This is a genomic window from Dawidia soli, assembly GCF_018598185.1.
Classification (GTDB): Bacteria; Bacteroidota; Bacteroidia; order Cytophagales; family Cyclobacteriaceae; genus Ohtaekwangia; species Ohtaekwangia soli.
The window spans coordinates 178591-196715 of record NZ_JAHESC010000002.1; the positions used below are offsets into that span (position 1 = coordinate 178591).

The 18125-nt window shown below is 52.1% G+C and carries 15 protein-coding genes; 5 read left to right on the forward strand and 10 right to left on the reverse strand.

The features are described from left to right. The first annotated feature begins 117 nt into the window (after positions 1-117). Entirely contained in the window at positions 118-2283 is a 2166-nt protein-coding gene (locus tag KK078_RS02090; protein ID WP_254088576.1) for a S9 family peptidase, read from the forward strand. Between the two features lie 107 nt (positions 2284-2390). Here KK078_RS02090 and KK078_RS02095 read toward each other — a convergent pair whose 3' ends face one another. After that, complete coding sequence (locus KK078_RS02095) at positions 2391-2831, reverse strand: GNAT family N-acetyltransferase (protein WP_254088577.1); 441 nt, start codon at positions 2829-2831, stop codon at positions 2391-2393. A gap of 81 nt (positions 2832-2912) precedes the next feature. Then, entirely contained in the window at positions 2913-4370 is a 1458-nt protein-coding gene (gene pdxR / locus KK078_RS02100) for a MocR-like pyridoxine biosynthesis transcription factor PdxR (protein ID WP_254088578.1), read from the reverse strand. Between the two features lie 76 nt (positions 4371-4446). On the opposite strand from pdxR, the gene KK078_RS02105 reads away from it, so the two are divergent. Continuing rightward, on the forward strand, positions 4447-5082 hold the full coding sequence (locus KK078_RS02105; RefSeq protein ID WP_254088579.1) for an FMN-dependent NADH-azoreductase: 636 nt from the start codon (positions 4447-4449) through the stop codon (positions 5080-5082). Beyond that, complete coding sequence (locus KK078_RS02110; protein WP_254088580.1) at positions 5079-5513, forward strand: carboxymuconolactone decarboxylase family protein; 435 nt, start codon at positions 5079-5081, stop codon at positions 5511-5513. The genes KK078_RS02105 and KK078_RS02110 overlap by 4 nt, the downstream gene beginning before the upstream one ends. Positions 5514-5760: 247 nt before the next feature. Here KK078_RS02110 and KK078_RS02115 read toward each other — a convergent pair whose 3' ends face one another. The 6 genes from KK078_RS02115 to rnr all read right to left on the reverse strand — a co-directional run bounded on the left by KK078_RS02115 (position 5761) and on the right by rnr (position 13083). Then, on the reverse strand, positions 5761-6549 hold the full coding sequence (locus KK078_RS02115) for a hypothetical protein (RefSeq protein WP_254088581.1): 789 nt from the start codon (positions 6547-6549) through the stop codon (positions 5761-5763). 211 nt (positions 6550-6760) lie between these two features. Then, positions 6761-7192, reverse strand: a complete 432-nt coding sequence (locus KK078_RS02120; RefSeq protein ID WP_254088582.1) for a hypothetical protein — start codon at positions 7190-7192, stop codon at positions 6761-6763. A gap of 2 nt (positions 7193-7194) precedes the next feature. Continuing rightward, positions 7195-8385, reverse strand: a complete 1191-nt coding sequence (locus tag KK078_RS02125) for a Gfo/Idh/MocA family protein (RefSeq protein ID WP_254088583.1) — start codon at positions 8383-8385, stop codon at positions 7195-7197. 21 nt (positions 8386-8406) lie between these two features. Further along, positions 8407-9621, reverse strand: a complete 1215-nt coding sequence (locus KK078_RS02130; protein WP_254088584.1) for a nucleoside permease — start codon at positions 9619-9621, stop codon at positions 8407-8409. A gap of 112 nt (positions 9622-9733) precedes the next feature. Continuing rightward, positions 9734-10711, reverse strand: a complete 978-nt coding sequence (locus tag KK078_RS02135) for a polyprenyl synthetase family protein (protein ID WP_254088585.1) — start codon at positions 10709-10711, stop codon at positions 9734-9736. Positions 10712-10776: 65 nt separating this feature from the next. Next, positions 10777-13083, reverse strand: a complete 2307-nt coding sequence (gene rnr, locus KK078_RS02140) for a ribonuclease R (protein WP_254088586.1) — start codon at positions 13081-13083, stop codon at positions 10777-10779. Between the two features lie 304 nt (positions 13084-13387). On the opposite strand from rnr, the gene KK078_RS02145 reads away from it, so the two are divergent. Then, entirely contained in the window at positions 13388-13846 is a 459-nt protein-coding gene (locus KK078_RS02145) for a hypothetical protein (RefSeq protein ID WP_254088587.1), read from the forward strand. A gap of 19 nt (positions 13847-13865) precedes the next feature. Here KK078_RS02145 and proC read toward each other — a convergent pair whose 3' ends face one another. Further along, a complete protein-coding gene (gene proC, locus KK078_RS02150) occupies positions 13866-14663 on the reverse strand; it encodes a pyrroline-5-carboxylate reductase (protein ID WP_254088588.1) in 798 nt (265 codons plus the stop codon). Between the two features lie 140 nt (positions 14664-14803). Beyond that, the gene (locus KK078_RS02155) at positions 14804-15517 is read right to left on the reverse strand and encodes a hypothetical protein (RefSeq protein ID WP_254088589.1); all 714 of its coding nucleotides are present in this window, start codon (positions 15515-15517) and stop codon (positions 14804-14806) included. Positions 15518-15718: 201 nt separating this feature from the next. Here KK078_RS02155 and KK078_RS02160 point away from each other — a divergent pair, with 201 nt between their 5' ends. Continuing rightward, positions 15719-18094: a GAF domain-containing protein gene (locus KK078_RS02160; protein WP_254088590.1), complete on the forward strand. Its 2376-nt coding sequence runs from the start codon at positions 15719-15721 to the stop codon at positions 18092-18094. Positions 18095-18125 lie beyond the last annotated feature (31 nt).

Sequence of the window (18125 nt, forward strand, 5' to 3'; positions counted from 1 at the left end):
CACGCGGGCGCAGCTTTTCATCATTTTCTTCGCGTGCCCGGAATATTTCGCCAAGGAGTTTACTGCTAACTTTCTTATCCTTGTAACAGAATAACGAATTAACCTATTAACCTATTTATGAGACTATTTCTGATAAGCTGTTTAGTCGTAGCCTTCTACGCCGCCGGCGCGCAACGCCAGATCGCGGTAGAGGATTTTACCGTGCGGAATACGTTTGGGCAAAAGTCCGTATACGGCATCAACTGGATGAAGAACGGCCAGTTCTATTCATCGCTGCAAAACAACAAGGTTGTTAAGTACAGCATCACCACGGGGCAGCCGGTGGAGACCATCGTAGACGGCGCCGGCCTCAGCCCGGCGTTGCAGATCGATGACTATTCCCTGAGCGCCGACGAGACGAAAGTATTGCTGCTGACAGACGTGGAAAGTATATACCGGCACTCGTTCACGGCGCAGTACTTTGTATACGATATCGCACAGAAGACCGTAAAGCCGTTGTCCGGCAACGGCAAGCAATCGTACGCCGCCTTCTCACCCGATGGCAGCAAAGTAGCGTTCGTACGCGGCAACAACGTTTTCTACGTCACGCTGGCCGACATGCAGGAAGTACAGGTAACAACCGATGGCAAGTTCAACCACATCATCAACGGTACGACCGACTGGGTATATGAAGAAGAGTTCAGCTTTGTCGACGGCTTCCAGTGGTCGCCCGACAGCAAGAAGCTGGCCTACTATCGCTTTGACGAATCGGGCGTACGTGAGTACAACCTGCAGCGCTGGGGCAAAACCTTATACCCCACCGACTATCGCTTTAAATATCCCAAAGCCGGCGAAGCCAACTCCATCGTAGAGATCTGGCTGTACGACGTAGCCTCTAAACAAAAAGTAAAAGCGGACATCGGCACCGAAACCGATATTTATATACCGCGCATCAAGTGGACACACGACGCCCAACTGCTTTCGGTGCGGCGCCTCAACCGCTTGCAGAACAGCCTCGACGTGCTGCACGTAAACGCTGCCACCGGTGCCTCGCGTGTCGTGCTGAACGAAAAGAGCGACACCTACGTGGACCTCGACTTCATCGACAACCTGCTATACCTCGACAACGGCACACAGTTCATCCACGCCAGCGAGCGCAGTGGCTATAAACACCTGTACCTATACGACATGAACGGCAAGCTGGTACGTCAGCTGACACAAGGCAACTTCGAAATTGCCGACGTTGTGGGTGTAGATGAAAAGGGTAAAACGCTTTATTTTACTTCCACGGAAGTATCGCCGCGCGAGCGTTATTTTTACTCGCTCTCCTTTGACGGTAAGAAGAAAACGCGTCTTACTGCCGCGCCGGGTACGCACCGCATCAACATGAGCAGCGACTATCAGTTCTACATCGATTATTACTCACAGTCGGCCAAGCCGCTGGTGGTAAGCCTGTATAAAACAAAAGGCAATGCCCTGCTGAAAGTGCTGGAGAACAACGAAACGCTGGCGAAGGCGCAGGAGGAATATGGTTTTGCGAACAAGGAATTCTTCTCTTTCAAAGCGGCCGACGGCACGACGACGCTCGACGGATTCTTTCTGAAGCCGCGCAACTTCGATGCCAGCAAGAAGTATCCGGTGCTGGTGTATCAATACAGCGGACCGGGTTCACAGGAAGTAACCGACTCCTGGGGCGGCAGGCATTTCATCTTCCACCAGATCCTGACGCAAAAGGGATATGTCGTGGCGGTTATCGATCCGCGGGGTACCGGCGCCCGGGGTGAGCACTTTAAAAAGATCAACTACAAGCAGCTTGGCAAATATGAATTAGAGGATCACCTGGCGGGCGCTAAATACCTGGCAAGCCTGCCGTATATCGATCCGGCCCGCATCGGCATCTGGGGTTGGAGCTTTGGCGGTTATATTTCATCACTGGCGATGACCAAAGGGGCCGGTGTTTTCAAGATGGGTATTGCCGTTGCGCCGGTAACGAACTGGCGCTTTTACGACAACATCTATACCGAGCGCTTCCAGCAGACACCGCAGATGAATGCCTCGGGGTACGACGACAACTCACCGTCAACGTACGCCGGGAATCTGAAAGGCAACTTCCTCCTGATCCACGGTACCGGTGACGACAATGTGCACTTTCAAAACTCCGTTGTGCTGGAAGCAGCGTTGATCAACGCCGGCAAGAAGTTCCGGTCGTTCTATTATCCTGACAAAGATCACCACATTCTGGGCGGGCCGACGCGTCTGCATCTTTATACGATGATGTGTGACTACGTGCTGGAAAGCTTGTAGTAAAACATAAAGTTATCGCCAGGAAGAGGCTCCTAATGGAAGCTTCTTCCTGGCAGATTGCCGCAATTTACGTGACCCTTTCCGGCAGTCACCAGTATGCCTTTATCCTACCTTCTAACATCGCATAAAAGGTGAATAGCGGCGAGTTTAAACCCGTTTTTTAGATATACTTTTTGGGCGGTGTTGTTTGTAAAGTCGGTATCCAGCGCAACGGCATCTTTATTATTTTTGATGGCCACGGCTTTTACATGCTCTAATAACAGAGAGGCTAATCCTTTTCCGCGATACGTATTCAGCGTGCAGAGATCGTCCAGGTAGATGAAGTTGCCGGTGTGTAGCGTTGTCATGTTTCGATATCCGGCAAAGGCAACGAACCGACCGGTGTCAAAAATTCCGTCGATGAAATATTGCTCGTGTTGCATCATCCGCGAGACCGTATCGATCCAGGTATCTTTATTCAGATGCGGTCGCAGTAACGATATAACTTCCCAGCATTGCTGAATTTCACCAGGCGTTTTAACCGGCTTAATGTGATAGGCATTGTTCATAGCTTTTTCTTACAAACCTAGCGCGGCCGGTTTTATGCGGACCAGGCCAACATGAAAATAAGGGGTAGCCCAGACAGTCGACTATATAGTCTTTCGCAAGATCTCCAGGGCTCTGATAATCTCGTCTTCGTCGAGCGATGCAAATCCCATTCTCATGGCATTCGTGGAGAAACTTTCGTTCTTATAAAAATCACCGTTATCGATAAATAATCCGTGCTGTAACGCGGCATCGGACATTTTTTGGAGGTCGATCTTTTTATCAAACGTCGACCATACAGCCAGTCCGCCCTCGGGTGTTTTGAAGCTTATCGCATCGGCAAAGCTGGTTCGGAGCACTTCACAGAATAGATTCCTGCGTTGTTTATAGATTTTTAATGATTTCCGAAAGTGCCGATCTACCTCGCCGTCGTCGAACATCACGGCAAAAGCTTCTTCCATCAGGGTATCGCCTTGCCGGTCGATCAGCTCGCGCAGGGCGGCGGCAGCTTCTATAAAAACGGGAGGGCCTACCATAAAACCGATGCGCAATGCGGGGGCAAAGGTTTTGGAGATCGAGCCGATATAGATCACGTTCTGATGGTGATCGATGCTGGCCAGAGGTAAGTAGGGCTTGTTGTTGTAATGGAAGTCGAAATCGTAGTCGTCTTCGATAATGGCAAAGCGATGTTCGCGGGCCAGCGCCAGGAGCTTTAGTCGTCGTTCACTATTGAGGGTGACGGTGGTTGGGAGGTGATGATGGGGTATGACATATACCGCTTTTATTTTCTGGTGCTGAAGAGCCTTCTCCAGGTAGTCGATATCCATTCCGCTATCGTCGACGGGAATGCGCAAAAGGGCGGCGTTGGTATGACGGAACGCATCGTCGGCGAGCCGATAGTTTGAATTCCCCACGGCAATGGTGTCAGCTGGACTTAGCAGCAGTTGAGCCGCCAGATAGATTCCCATCTGGCTGCCTTTTGTCACGAGGATATGATCGGACGACGCCGTCACGCCGCGGGTGTCGGAGAGATAGCGGCTAATGGCCGCGCGAAGTTTTTCCGATCCTTTGGCGCTGCCGTATTTCAGGAATCCCTTTCCATAAAACTTCCGGGCCATGCTGCGGTATTCTCGCATAAGCTCATCAACCGGCGCCAGGCGAACATCGGGGAAGCCGTCGTCGATCGCCAGTTTGGTTTTTTGAAGGCTCTTGCTGAGTACGGCCTTTGCAAAATGATTTGTCCAGGAAAATGCGCTATGGCTGGTGTCGAAAGCATTTTTTGGCAACGCTATCTTTTCCAGGATGGGTAGGTTCGAGAGTACAAATACACCTTTTCGCTCGATAGATTCGGCCCATCCCTGGCTGATCAGCTCTTCATAAGCCAGCTTCGCCGTGTTTCTGTTGATACCGATCAGCTCCGCGAGGATGCGCGAGCTGGGCAAGGCTTCTGACGGTAAAAGTGTGCCTTTTGTAATCAGTGATATGAAACTATTGCACACCTGCACGTGCAGGGCGACGGACGCATGCCGGTCGATCTGGATCAATGATTTGTAGGGCAACATCTGGGCTGTGGCTTTTATGAAATCTGGTCTGCAAAGGTAGCCCGGAGGCAGTATACTTTTGAAGAAAAATACGGCGATGAAGAAACTATTGGTCATTAATTCGAGTGCGCGAACGTTTCGTTCGCAAAGCAGAAGGCTGACGGAAGTGTTTGTCGAGCACTGGAGACGTGTGTACGCCGACACCCGGATCAGGTTTCGTGACCTGGGAAATACCAACGTACCGCACATTAACGAAAAATGGATTGCCGCGGCGTTCAAACCCGAAGCTGCCCGGTCTGCCGACGAGTCGGCATCCCTGAGCCTAAGCAACACCTATATTTCAGAATTGCGCGAAGCGGATATTATCGTACTGGGTGCGCCCATGTATAATTGGTCAATTCCCAGCGCGCTGAAAGCATATATCGACCAGATACTCCGCGTCAACGAGACCTGGAAAGTCAATCCGACCGATCCGTTGAACCCGTACGTCGGGCTGCTCGAAAATAAAACGTTGGTGTTATTGCTTTCGCGGGGCTCTCAAGGGTATGAACCGGGGGGGTATAACGAGCATATGAATTTTCAAAGCACATATTTAGAGACCGTCTTTGCCATCATCGGCATCCGGGATATTCACATTGTGGCGATCAACGGCGTGTCTTCCGACCGCGAAAACTTAAAAGAATCTATAGACCGGTCGCATCAAAAAGTAAGAGACTTAATACATGATTTATGAGCACACGAATTAGAATTGACAAGATCGCACCGGCAGGCTATAGCGCGGTGCTAGGCCTCGAAAAATTTATCGAAAGTACACCCTTGACAAAAAAGCACAAGGACCTGATTAAGATTCGGGCTTCCCAACTAAATGGATGCGCCTTTTGTATCGACATGCACACCAAAGAAGCGCGCAAGGCCGGTGAGACAGAGCAGCGCATTTATGCACTGAATGCGTGGCGGGACACGACATTCTTTTCTGACGAGGAGCGTGCAATTCTGGCGCTGACGGAGGAGGTGACGTTTATCAGCAATCAGGTATCTGATGAAACCTATGCGCAAGCGGCTAAAGTCCTTGATGAAACATATTTGGCGCAGGTAATTCTGGCGATTATTACGATTAATGTTTGGAATCGGATCGGGATCGTGACGAAGCTTGTGCCGGCGTAAGGAGTGTTGCTACTGCGGCTCTGGTTGATGCGGGTAAGAAGTTCCGGTCATTCTATTATCCGGATAAGCACCATGGTATTCAGGGTGGGTCTACACCTTTATACGATGATGTATGATTATGTGTGGAGAATTTGTAGGCTTTTATGCTGTAAATAGAAAAGAGGCTCTTGATGGGAGCCTTTTTTTTAAATGAATTCCTAGTTCATATCTTTTATTTGAATTCAAATCGGCCAACGTACTCGCAGGTCTATAACTCTTTTTTTTCCAGTATCTTAAAGATCGGTTGAATGGGTGTAGGCGGGTCAATTTCATAGAGGCAAACCCAGCCCCATTCCGTTACTTCGGGGCCGTTCTGATTCTCGTCCCATTTACTGGGGAAGTACTTTATGATACATTTTTTAAAATCGTCTTCCGAGCATTCCAGTTTACTGATAATTTGTGATCGCAATTCTTTTGGGTTTTTGGTTAATCCCCAAAACATCGCGTGTATGAAGGCTCCTTCAAAATCAAAATCTTCATATCCTTTCATCTTTCCTCTAGCTTCCACAAAGGTTCTTACGGATCTCAGTTTGTTAATATCATCTTTAATGCTTTCATAATTGCTGGACCCTCGGCTTTCTCCCTCTTTAAGGTTAGGGGTAAAATAATCAACGCGTTTCGCTTCAATTAGAACAGGATGGGCAGAATATTCTATTTGCTTTTTCTCGTTGATTTTGTACCTGTTTACAAATAGGTCAATTCGTTTGCCATCAATTAAAATTTCTCTATCTACGGCGTATCGTTTGACGTCCTCAAAAAGCCATGCTCCATTGGTAAATCCTGAGTACATAAACTCAAGTGTAATGGCAGAGCATACCTCCGTTTCCAATACATATTTAAGTCCATCGCTGCTATTGATCATACCTAAATGAGGGGTTACATCCAGGTGAAGACTTTGGCCCATGGTCCATGGAGCAAATTCGTAGTTTAATCTTCGTAGTGATCGTACTGCCAATTCAAGAAATACCTCGCGCCAGGGGAAATTTTTTTGTATCATGTTTAGAGGGTTTTGTTACAGCACTAAAATAATGAAACGTGTGGAGACTCACGTGGCGGTTGTATTTAAATTTATAGAGTGCTATAAATGAAAAGAGGCTCCCTTGAGTGGAGCCTCTGTTTTTTTTGCATCTATGTCGGCAGTCTGAAGACTACCATTTGTGTAGTTCCAAGTCTTCCGACCGAAGGGCGACTTGAACCAGACGCTACATTTACTGCTGTTCTAAAACCAGTTGGCAGTCGGTGGCATCGAGATTGGTGCGACGGTCGAAGGGGAAATCATAATATCCTGCCCCACCTTTTTGCGCGGTGATGGGAAGTCTGCTTCGGCCGGTTTCGAGTCCATCGTTGTCGAAGGCTTTTAATACCAACGTGTCCTGGAAGTTCTCTTTGAAGATACAGTATACACTGACCAGATTATCTACGCCCAGGGTGTCGCTGGCGATGAGTATTTTGCCGAGGGTCAGACCCTTTTGCTTCAGCGGGTCACTGAGTTTTACCTCGACTTTAAAAGGTCGCTGGACGCCGCTGGACGCACCTTTTACAAACTCGCCTACAACTTCGCCAGCCTTCTCGCCGGTGCGTTTAATAGAACAAGACGTGATCGCCAGTATGCTAAGCGCGAATACTATATATTGTCTCATAGCTATTCCAATACCTTCTCCGAAATCTTGCCGGTGGCTTTATTCTTGACAATGACTTTCTTCGCGCCGTAGTGTGTCACCTCTTCCTTCACGAGGTAATGATCGGCGTCATACTCGGTGAGGTGGCTGTCTTTTGTCACGCCGGTTTTGCCGCGCCAGATGTCGAGTTTTACCGGCTCCCATATTTTAGACTTGGCAGAACGATAGGCGGCATCCAGAATGGCATTTACGACGTAGCCATCATAGAACGTCTCTTTCGGCGCCATGCCTTTCTCCATCGAATCGAACATGTCCATGAACATGTGATTGTAGCCGAGCTCGTTCAGTTCGTCCCCCACGGGGAATAACCAGCCGGAGTTGCTCTCGGCTTTCTCGGCTACATAGTCGGCGCCTTTGCCCGTGGTGAACATGTCGAAGCCCGTACGCAGGAAGCTGTTGATCCAGATCGTGCCTTCGCTGCCCATGACCTCGTCGCGCAGGTCGAGGCCGCCGCGGAACGTCCAGCTCACTTCGAACTGGCCGATGGCCCCGTTCTCATATTTTACCAGTCCGATCGCATGATCTTCTGCGTCGATGGGCTTCACTTGTGTATCGGCCCAGCACATTACCTCTACGGGTTTGATGTCTTTGCCGATATAGCTGCGGGTGATCTCCACGCAGTGGCAGCCCAGGTCGAGGATGCATCCGCCGCCGGCTTGCTCGATGTCCCAGAACCAGTCGCTGTGCGGGCCGGGGTGTGTTTCGCGCGACTTGGCCCAGAGGATGCGGCCGAGGGCACCGTTCTTTACGCTCTCGAGGGCTTTGATGAACTTGGGGGTATACACGAGGTCTTCCAGGTAGCCGTTAAAGATACCGGCTTTCTCTACGGCCTCGAGCATGCGCTTGGCTTCTTCGGCGTTGCGGCCCAGGGGCTTGGTGGTGATCACGGCCTTTTTGTGCTTGCAGCATAGCATGACAGCCTCTTCGTGGAGGTTGTTGGGCAGGGAGATACAAACCACGTCTACTTCGGGGCGGTTGATGGCGGCCTCCATGTTGGTGGTGGCGAAGGCCACGTTGTAGTCGGTGGCAAATTTCTTAGCACTCTCTTCGCGGCGCGAATAGATGGTGACGACTTTGTCTTTGCTCCGGTAACCTTGCAGGGAGTCGGCATAAAATCTCCCGATAAATCCAGAGCCGAGCATGGCGATATTCATAGTGCGGTATATTTTTTTGTTTTAGGATGATTGCTTGATCTCACTCTTCTCTTTGAAGAAGAGTATGAAGTAGAGTACTACGGCCACGGCGATGTACACGGGTACGAACCAGATGCCCGTCCAGTTGTGTACTTTGTCGGCGGAGGTATAGTGGTCGACCGTAAAGCCGGAGAACCATGTGCCGATGAACATGCCTACACCATAGGTAGCAAAGGTGAACAGGCCTTGTGCAGCGTTCTTGATCTTTTCACCGGCTTTCTTTTCGGTATACATATAGCCGGTCACGAAGAAAAAGTCGTAGCAGATGCCGTGCAGCACGATGCCGGCGTAGAGCATCCAAAGGTTGGCGTCGGAGTTTCCGTAGGCGAAGAAGATGTAGCGCAGGATCCACGCCACCATGCCGAGCAGCAGCATTCGCTTCACGCCGATGCTGTTAAAGAGAAAGGGGATCGCGAGGATAAAAACGGCTTCCGAGAACTGACCCAGGATCATTTTACCGGCGGCTTCGTTCATGCCGACTTCCTTCAGGAAGAGGTTGGCAAAGCCGTAGTAGAATGATAGCGGAATACATACCAGGATGGCCGCGATAAAAAAGATGAGATAGGGTTTGTCTTTGAACAGAACAAATGCGTCGGAGCCCAGTGCGCTAGAGGCGCTGGCATCAGACGACTTGCCCTTCGGCGGTGTGTTGGGCAGTATAAAGCTGATGACACCCAGCAGGGCCGATGCACCGGCGGCCATCTGGAACGTGAAGGGCAGTTTGTCAGCCGAGCTCTCTAACGCCAGGTAGCCAATGAGCAGACCGGCAATGATCCAACCCACCGTACCGAACACGCGGATCCACGGAAACTGTCGCCCGGGGTCGGTCATCTGCTGGAAGGCGATGCTATTCGACAAGGCGATGGTGGGTGTGTACAGCAGGGAGTAAAAAAGGATGATCCAATAGAAAACGGTGTTGTCGGTGATCTTCGTAGCGAAGAACAGCAGCACGGCGCCCAGCAGGTGCAGCACGCCCATGATACGTTGCGCGGCGAAATACCGGTCGGCCACCATGCCGACAAAGAACGGCGAGATCATCGTGGCGATGGCCAGGGCACTATAGGCCGCGCCAATCTGCACGCCGCTGGCGTTAAGGACAGTAGACATGTACGTTCCCATTGTAACGTACCAGGCGCCCCACACAAAATACTCCAGGAGCATCATGGCGGAGAGTTTAACAAAGACAGTAGACCTCATAGGACGGATTAATTTTACGAGCCTAGAAAGATACAGGGATGCTCCGTAGCAACGAAGACCACTTGCATAATTTATTGTGCCCAACGACCGTTGTGCGCGTGTGTGTTGTGCGCTACGACTGCCGTTCGATCAGCGCTTGCGTGTATCCCCGCAGCGTGTCTTTGGCCGCGGCGGCCACGGAGAGCTTTTCCAATTGATTAAAGCCCTTGGTGAAGAAGCTGTTGATCTTCTTTTCGGTAAGTGTCGGAATGGAGAGATCGTCGTAGATCGCTTTGACCGCCGTTACTTTCTCTTTCTTGCTGAAGCGTGTTGCCTCCAGCCAGGCTTGCAGCTCTTTTTTCTGTTTGCCCTTGGCTTGCTCCTGGGCCTTGATGAGCAGGAATGTTTTTTTGTTGGCAATGATGTCGCCGCCAACCTGCTTGCCGAACTTCTTCGGGTCGGCATACGCATCGAGCAGGTCGTCTTTCAGCTGAAAGCCGATGCCGATGCTGGTGCCGAACGCACGGAGCGCTTTACGGTCTTGTTCGGGGGCGTCGGCCAGGATGGCGCCAAGCTCTAACCCGAACCCGAGCAGCACGGCCGTCTTCAACCGGATCATTTGAATGTAGGCCGCTTCCGTTACGGTAGGGCTGGTCTCAAATTCCATATCCCATTGCTGCCCTTCGCATACTTCCGCGGCGCATTGGTTAAAGGCCCGGAGTACCGTCTTCAGCACGGCAGGCTCCAGGCCCATAAACATCTCGTATGCTTTTATGAGCATGACGTCGCCCGAGAGGATGGCGGTGTTGGTGTTCCACTTCTCGTGCACGGTGGCATGGCCGCGGCGCAGCGGTGCCTTGTCCATGATATCGTCGTGCATAAGGGTGAAGTTGTGAAATACTTCTACCGCAGCGGCATAGGGCAGAATACTTTTGACGTCGCTTTTGTACAGCGAGTACGACAGCAACGTGAGCATGGGGCGCAGTCGTTTACCGCCCAGGCCCATGAGGTACCGTATGGGTTCGTACAGCGAGGCAGGCTGCCGGCCATAGTTGTGGCGGGCTATTTCCTTTTCCAGTAATGCCAAGTACGATTTTACCTGTTGCTCCATGCGTATACGTATAAAAAAAGCCTGGTAGCACAGGCTACCAGGCTGCTAAGAGAGCGAATTATACGCTAATCTTCAAACCTTTTTTTGCTACCCTTTCTGGCTCTTCCGCCTTTCCGGGGTCTTCCACTTTTCTCGGGTCGTCCGCCTTTGTCGGCTCTTTCACCCTTGTCGCCCTTCTCGGCCCGGCCGTCGGCGAAGACCAGATCGATGAGGCGTTTGTCGATGTCGGTCTTTTTCACCTTCACCTTTACCTTGTCGCCCAGTGTATAGATCTTCCTTGTCTTGCGGCCGATCACACGGTAGCTGCGTTCGTCAAACTCGTAGAAGTCGTCGGAAAGATCGGCCAGGCGGATCATGCCTTCGCACTTGGTCTCGACGATCTCGACATACAGGCCCCATTCGGTCACGCCGGAGATCAGGCCTTCGTACACACGGTCCTCGGCGTTGGCCATGAACTCTACCTGTTTGTATTTGATAGACGCCCGCTCGGCATCGGCAGCACGCTTTTCGCGTTCGGAGGAGTGTACACACTTCTCTTCATACTCGTTCTTGTTGACCGACTTGCCTTCGTCTATATAGTGCTGCAGCAGACGGTGTGCCATCATGTCCGGATAACGACGGATCGGCGACGTAAAGTGCGAGTAATGATCGAACGCCAGTCCGAAGTGTCCTTTGGCTTCCGTAGAATACTTGGCCTTGGCCATGGTACGGATGGCGAGCTGCTCGAGTATATTTTGCTCGGGCTTGCCTTCGATGGAGGTCATCAGCTTGTTCAGCGACTGGCTGATGGATGCGTCGTCGATGTTGATCTTGTGACCAAACTGTTTGGCGAATGTGGCGAAATCCTGAACCTTTTCCGGATCGGGCGAGTCGTGGATCCGGTATACATAGGTGTTCTTGTCTTTGCCTTTCTTGAGGTCGTATACATGCGTGGCCACGCGTTTGTTGGCCAGCAGCATAAACTCTTCGATCAGTTTATGGGCATCCTTGCGCACCTTGGGAATAACGGCCAGCGGCTTGCCTTTTTCGTCAAGCTTAAACTTCACTTCCGTCGTCTCGAAGTTCACGGCGCCTTTGGCAAAGCGTTGCTTGCGCAGCTTCTTGGCAATGTCGTTCAGGATCTTCAGCTCTTCGGACAGGTTGCCCATGCCGCGTTCCAGGATCTCCTGTGCTTCTTCGTAGGTAAAGCGTACGTCGGAGTGAATGACGGTACGCCCGAACCACTCTTTTTTGATCTTGCCCGAGGCGTCCATTTCAAAGACCGCCGAGAAGGTAAGCTTGTCTTCGTGCGGCCGTAGCGAGCACAACCCGTTGGATAGGTGCTCGGGCAACATCGGAATGGTACGGTCTACCAGGTATACCGACGTGGCGCGCTCGTATGCTTCTTTTTCCAGCTCGGAGTCGGGCTTTACATAGTGGGTCACGTCGGCAATGTGCACGCCGATCTCATAGTTGCCGTTGGGCAGCGTTTGAAACGACAGCGCATCGTCAAAGTCTTTTGCATCGAACGGGTCGATCGTAAACGTGGTGATCTCGCGAAAGTCCCAGCGTTTTTTGATCTCTTCTTTGGTAATACCCTCTTTGATCTTGTTGGCCTCTGCTTCCACTTCCTGCGGGAAACGGAATGGCAGCCCGAACTCCGCCATGATCGAGTGGATCTCGGCTTCGTTCTCGCCGGCCCGGCCGAGTACTTCGATGACCTTGGCTTCGGGCTTCCGGTCGTCTGCGGCCCACGAAGTGATCTCTACGATCACCTTGTCGCCCGTACGGGCACCGTTGACGTTCTCCGGGTAAATGAAGAAGTCCTGGTGCATCTTGCGATAGTCAGGCTTAACAAAGGCGAAGTTCTTGGAGATCTCGATCTTACCGGCAAAGCGTGTACGGCTGCGGCGTATGACCTCCGTCACTTTGCCTTCCTGATGGTCGCCATGTCGTGTTGCCAGCAGCGTGATCTTCACGGTATCGCCGTCCACGGCGCCGCCGAGGTCGCGGCCATTGATATAGATATCGTCCTTGCCTTCACCCAGGCGGATGTAGGCGAAGCGTGAGCTGACGTGGTCAACAATGCCCGTGAGTTCTTCCTGTGCACGGTTGCTGACAAAGCTGCCGTTCCTGAGCTCTTTTATCTGTTCGTCGTCTTCGAGTTGATAGATGGTGAGCGTGGCCAGTTTGATATCGTCCCGCTTTTTGAGGTCCAGCTTTTTCAGGATCTGCTTGATGCTGTAACCCCGTTCGCCCGAATTATCGAGCATGTTGAGAATGGCCTGTTGAAAGAATTTCCGAAGGTCTTTGCCTTTCGCTTTTTTAGTCCCTTTGGGAGTCTTCGTTCCTTTCGGAGATTTGATCTTTGTGTTTTTTGTCTTTTTGCTCATGGTGAGCTTGTTTTAGTTGGGGTGTAGGAGTCAAAAAAAATGCCCCAGGTTATTTTGACATCTAAATATCAGCAATTCAGCCAATTCCTGCATATTTGTGGCCGCTATATTCAAAAAATATCGCTGTGCTTGCCCGGATCATGGTTCATTAAACATGGAATGGGTCGGCGGAATCAATTATTATCAACAACTGATTGCAACGGTAAATCGTCAGGCTGGGGAAGCCCCTACACACCTTCTAACGGTAAACGGCCCGATATGGTTCGATCCTTGCTGCGGGTAGTATGTTACGAATTTGTTTATTATGTATAGAGCTACGTTAAAATTCCTGGTGGCCGGCCTGTTGATGGTGCTGGCATCGTCGTGTAAAACGCCCAAGGAAGACATTGTCCTGCGCCAGATCAAAGACGTTGTGGTGGACGGCACCACGGCACCCATGCTGAAAGCACAGGCCATCTTTTTTAACCCCAACCCCCAGCATGGCAAGTTGAAGCGCATCAACGTCGAGATCTTTGTCGACGGCAAAAAGGCAGGCACCGTAGACCAGGAGCTGAACACCATCATTCCCGCCAGGGGCGAGTTTACCGTGCCGCTGGAAGTAAAGCTCGCCATGCAGGAACTAGGCTTCCTGGATACGATCTTTAGCGTGTTGGGAGGAAAGAAGTTCGAAGTGCGCTACGAAGGCATGCTCAAGGTGAACTATCATGGCTTTCCGCTAAAAGTACCGGTCAAGTATAAAGACGAGGTCCGCGTCAGATTCTAAGCCGCGGACCGTTCCGTTTTTATTTTACGATCTTATCGTACGACGCGCCGATGCCTTTGATGAGCGATGAGCTGAAGCCCTGATGTTCCATTTCGTTCAGGCCCACAATGGTGCAGCCTTTGGGCGTTGTTACTTTGTCGATCTCTTCTTCCGGGTGTCGGTTCAGTTTGAGCAGCAGCTCGGCCGCGCCCTTCACCGTTTGCGCCGCGATGAGGTTCGCGGTCTTAGCATCAAAGCCGATCTCGATACCGCCCTGTGTAGACGCGCGGATAAAGCGCAGCGCGTAGGCAATGCCACACGCGCCCAGCACGGTAGCCGCATCCATCAGCTTCTCGTCGATGCTGATGGTGATGCCAAGCTGATCGAACAACTCGGTGACATAGGATACCTGCTCGACGCTGGCGCCCTGGTGGCAGAGGCAGGTGACCGACTCCTGAATGGCGATGGCTGTGTTGGGCATGGCGCGGAAAATAGGTACGCCTGTTTTAACAATGCCTTGCAGGTCTTTCAGGAATACACCCGTTACCACGCTGATCACGATGTGGCGCGCGGGGTCGAAGTTCTCCTTCAGGCTCTCGAGGATCTCGCGAACGTTATAGGGCTTTACGGCCACGATAATGACTTCGCTGTCGTGTATGGCTTTTTTGTTATCGCTGGTAGTGTGTACACCTTGCTGGGCGAGGGTACCGAGGGCATCGGTGTTCCGGCGTGTAACCGTCAGGTGGTCGGGCGTGATGAACTTACTTTTAAGTAAGCCTTCGGCAATGGCCGCGCCCAGGTTTCCGCCTCCGATGATGGCTATTTTTGAATGCTTCATATAGTAACCGATTAGGTTCTGAGATGTGAAAATCAGAATACTTTCGGAGACTTCTCAGCACCCGGCGGGAAATTTAATCACAACCGTGTACGGTACGTGGGCTTACTTTTGTTCGGTAGTATACATCGTGCAGCCTTTGCTTACTGCGCGTTGCTGCTGCTCAGCACAACGTTCACTTTGCTGTAGTATACAGTGGTGACGCCCTGGAAGGTGCTTTCGGTTCCGATCATGAGCCACAGCTCGCCTTTGCTATTGGTCTTGGCGATGAAGGGGCCGGGTGTTTCCCCATTTGAACGTGTGATGAGCTGAAAATCTTTGGTGCCTTCCGTCGTGCCGATGTTGCCGATCGGGATCATATCTTCGCCGCGTGAATAGGCTTCGCCCTTGTCGACGTTCAGTACATAGTTGCCGTTGTCGATCAGCGTTTTAGGCTCGGAATAGGTGGCGCCGGCTTTCAGCGACACATCTTTCCCCAATCCTCTTGCGGGAAGCTCAGAGGCCAGCTCGATATCGAAGATGACGGTGTAGTTCACATCGGGTACCAGCCCGGTGATCTTTTTCTTGATGTACATAAAAAGCTTTTCGCCCTGGTTGTTGCCGGTCAGCATGATGGCGCTGACGTTGCCCAGGTTTTCGGGGCGGGCTGCATATTGCGAGCTGAGCTCATATTGGGCGGCTTTGGCGGAATCGACGGGATAATCGGCAAAGTCTGCCTGCCAGTCGTATTGCTCCTTACTGAAATCAAATAAAAAAGTAGAGATCACCAGCCCACTATCGGCCGGCTCCGGCTCGCCTACGACGCCGCATGCTGCCAACAGCATACCTACCCAGATCATAAAAATTCTCGACTTCATTGTCCTTTTCCTGCGTTGTCTGTATAGACACATGCACGCACTTTTAGGTTGCAAAGTCCTCAAAAATAAGGTTTTGGAGCATTTTTTGGCAACCCATACGTGTCATTTCATACATATTTCATAACAGACCGATCGTGTTTTCCGGCTCTTTTTCAGAACCCTGCACACGCTGTCGCGTATTACCTGCGAAACCTTCCCTTTATGTCGAGCGCCCACCACCGTGCATTCCCGTTTAAAACCGTATTAAGCCTGCGGCTGCTGGTGGAATACTGGGAGGAGCGCATCCGGAGCGGCGAGGTGCCTGCCTTTGCCGAGCAGCTGCTGGCGTACATCAACCAGGCCCCCGAATTGCGTCAGCCTATTGACGACTATGCGGTATTGGAAAAGCACCGCACGTTCATCAACTTCCTGATGACGGCGGCCATTCCGCTGGCCACCGCCTCTACGGACCTGATGGCGGTGGTTGAGCCGTTTAACTTCAGGGCCATTTATACCACGCCGGCCTTTAACGCCCACGTCGACCTGGCCAACTTCGAAGAGCAGGCGGTAGCCAATGTGCCGGGCGGTCGCATAACCCTGGGAAAAACCCTGCGGGCCTGCCTCATGATCCTGGAAAAATACCAGGACGGCCGCATCGTGTCGAGTAACCCCAAGCCGGTGCTCGTCACCCTGAAAGATAACGTTACGGGGTTGGACCGGGTGTACAAGGCAGAGCTGAGTCATCAGTTCTGCGAGATCATACCCCACATAACGCCCGAGCCGATCGACAAAGGCATTATCAAATTCCTGATCGAAAAGCTCTACGACGTCGATCTGTGGCTGCAATATTTCCGGCCGGGAGATTATACGTTTCAGGGCTTCCTGATCCTGCGCATGATCGATGTGACCGAACAGGAGATGTTGTCGTCGATCAAGTACGATCTGCTGGAGCGCCAGGCGCTGATGCAACCGGAGAGCTTTAATCGCATCGAGTACAAAGTGCGTTCATTGTTTGGCCTGCCCGACATTCGCATGAATATAGCGTATCTCGATCCCAGCAATCGCATGGTGATCAGCTACCCCGCTACCGAGCGGTGGACGACGCTGCTCCATACCGTCAGCGACCTGCAGGGAACGCAACGGTCGGGGTCGGTGTACGAGCGCAGCTGGAGCGAGCAGCGCAACATTACGGTGGAGAACTTGCAAGAGTATCCGTTCCGGTCGCGCATCGAAGAGGATTTGCTCGCAGAGGGTGTCCGGAGTGTCCTGCTGGCGCCGCTGGTAGACGAAGGAGAAACGATCGGTATGCTGGAGCTTGTATCGCCCGCACCGGGTCAGCTTAACCCCGTCAGTGCCCACAAAATGGAACATGTGTTGCCGATGTTTACCACGGCCGTAAAGCGTGTGAAGGAAGAGCTGTCGACAGAAGTGCGTGCGTTGATCCAGGAAGAGTGTACGGCCATACACGCCACGGTGCAGTGGCGTTTCTTTGAGGCGGGTGTAAACCTGATGAACAAACGCCGCACAAACGACAAGGCCGTTCTGGAAGAGATCGTTTTTAAAGATGTATACCCACTGTTCGGCATGGCCGACGTGCGCAATTCTTCCATCGAGCGGAACGTCGCCATTCAGCGCGATCTGCAAGAGAACCTGGTGCTGGCGGGCACACTGCTGCACACGTTCCAGGAGCACATGACCTTGCCGTTGCTGGATGCCGCGCAGGTAAAGATAGAAGAACATTTTGCGCGGTTGAGCCGCGGGCTGGTATCGAGCGACGAAAGCGATGTGCTCGACTTTTTGAAACAGGAGATCCACCCGCTGTTGGCGCGCTTTGAGAGCGAAACCTCCTTGCAGCCCGCCATCGGGCATTACCGCGCGCAGCTGGATCCGTTCTTTGGTGTGGTATACACGCGCCGGCAGGCGTTTGAAGAAAGCCTGCAACAGATCAACCATACCATCGGGGCCTGCCTGGACGATGCCGACGACGAGGCGCAAAAGATGTTTCCGCATTACTTCGAAAAGTATAAAACCGACGGGGTGGAGTTCACCCTATACCTGGGCAGCTCGCTGCTGAAAGACCGGCAGTTCGACACCTATAGCCTGCAGAACTTCCGGTTGTGGCAGCTGCTGACGATGGTGGACATCGCGCGGAAGGTGACATCGCTAAAAGCCACCCTGAAGGCACAGCTGGATATTACGCAGCTCATCCTGGTGCACGACCAGCCCCTGTCGATCCGGTTCCGCCCAGACGAGCGCCAGTTCGACGTAGACGGTGCGTATGACATCCGCTACGAGATCGTCAAGAAACGCATCGATAAAGCCTGTATCAAAAACACCGGCGAGCGGCTGACCCAACCCGGCAAGATCGCCATTGTATATAACCAGGTGAAGATCGAAGATGAATACGAGCGGTACTTCCACTACCTGCGGGCCCGGAACCTGATCGAGGGCGTGGTGGAAGTGCTGGAGCTGGAGCCGCTGCCCGGCGCCACGGGCTTGCGCGCCCTGCGCATAGCCGTCGCCCCCGAGGAGCACGGTACGAACGGAGAAACACCGTCGCTGGCGGCGGGGATGGAAGAAGCATTGCGGTTGTTATAATGAAATTTCAATCGTTTTAGTTTATACACTT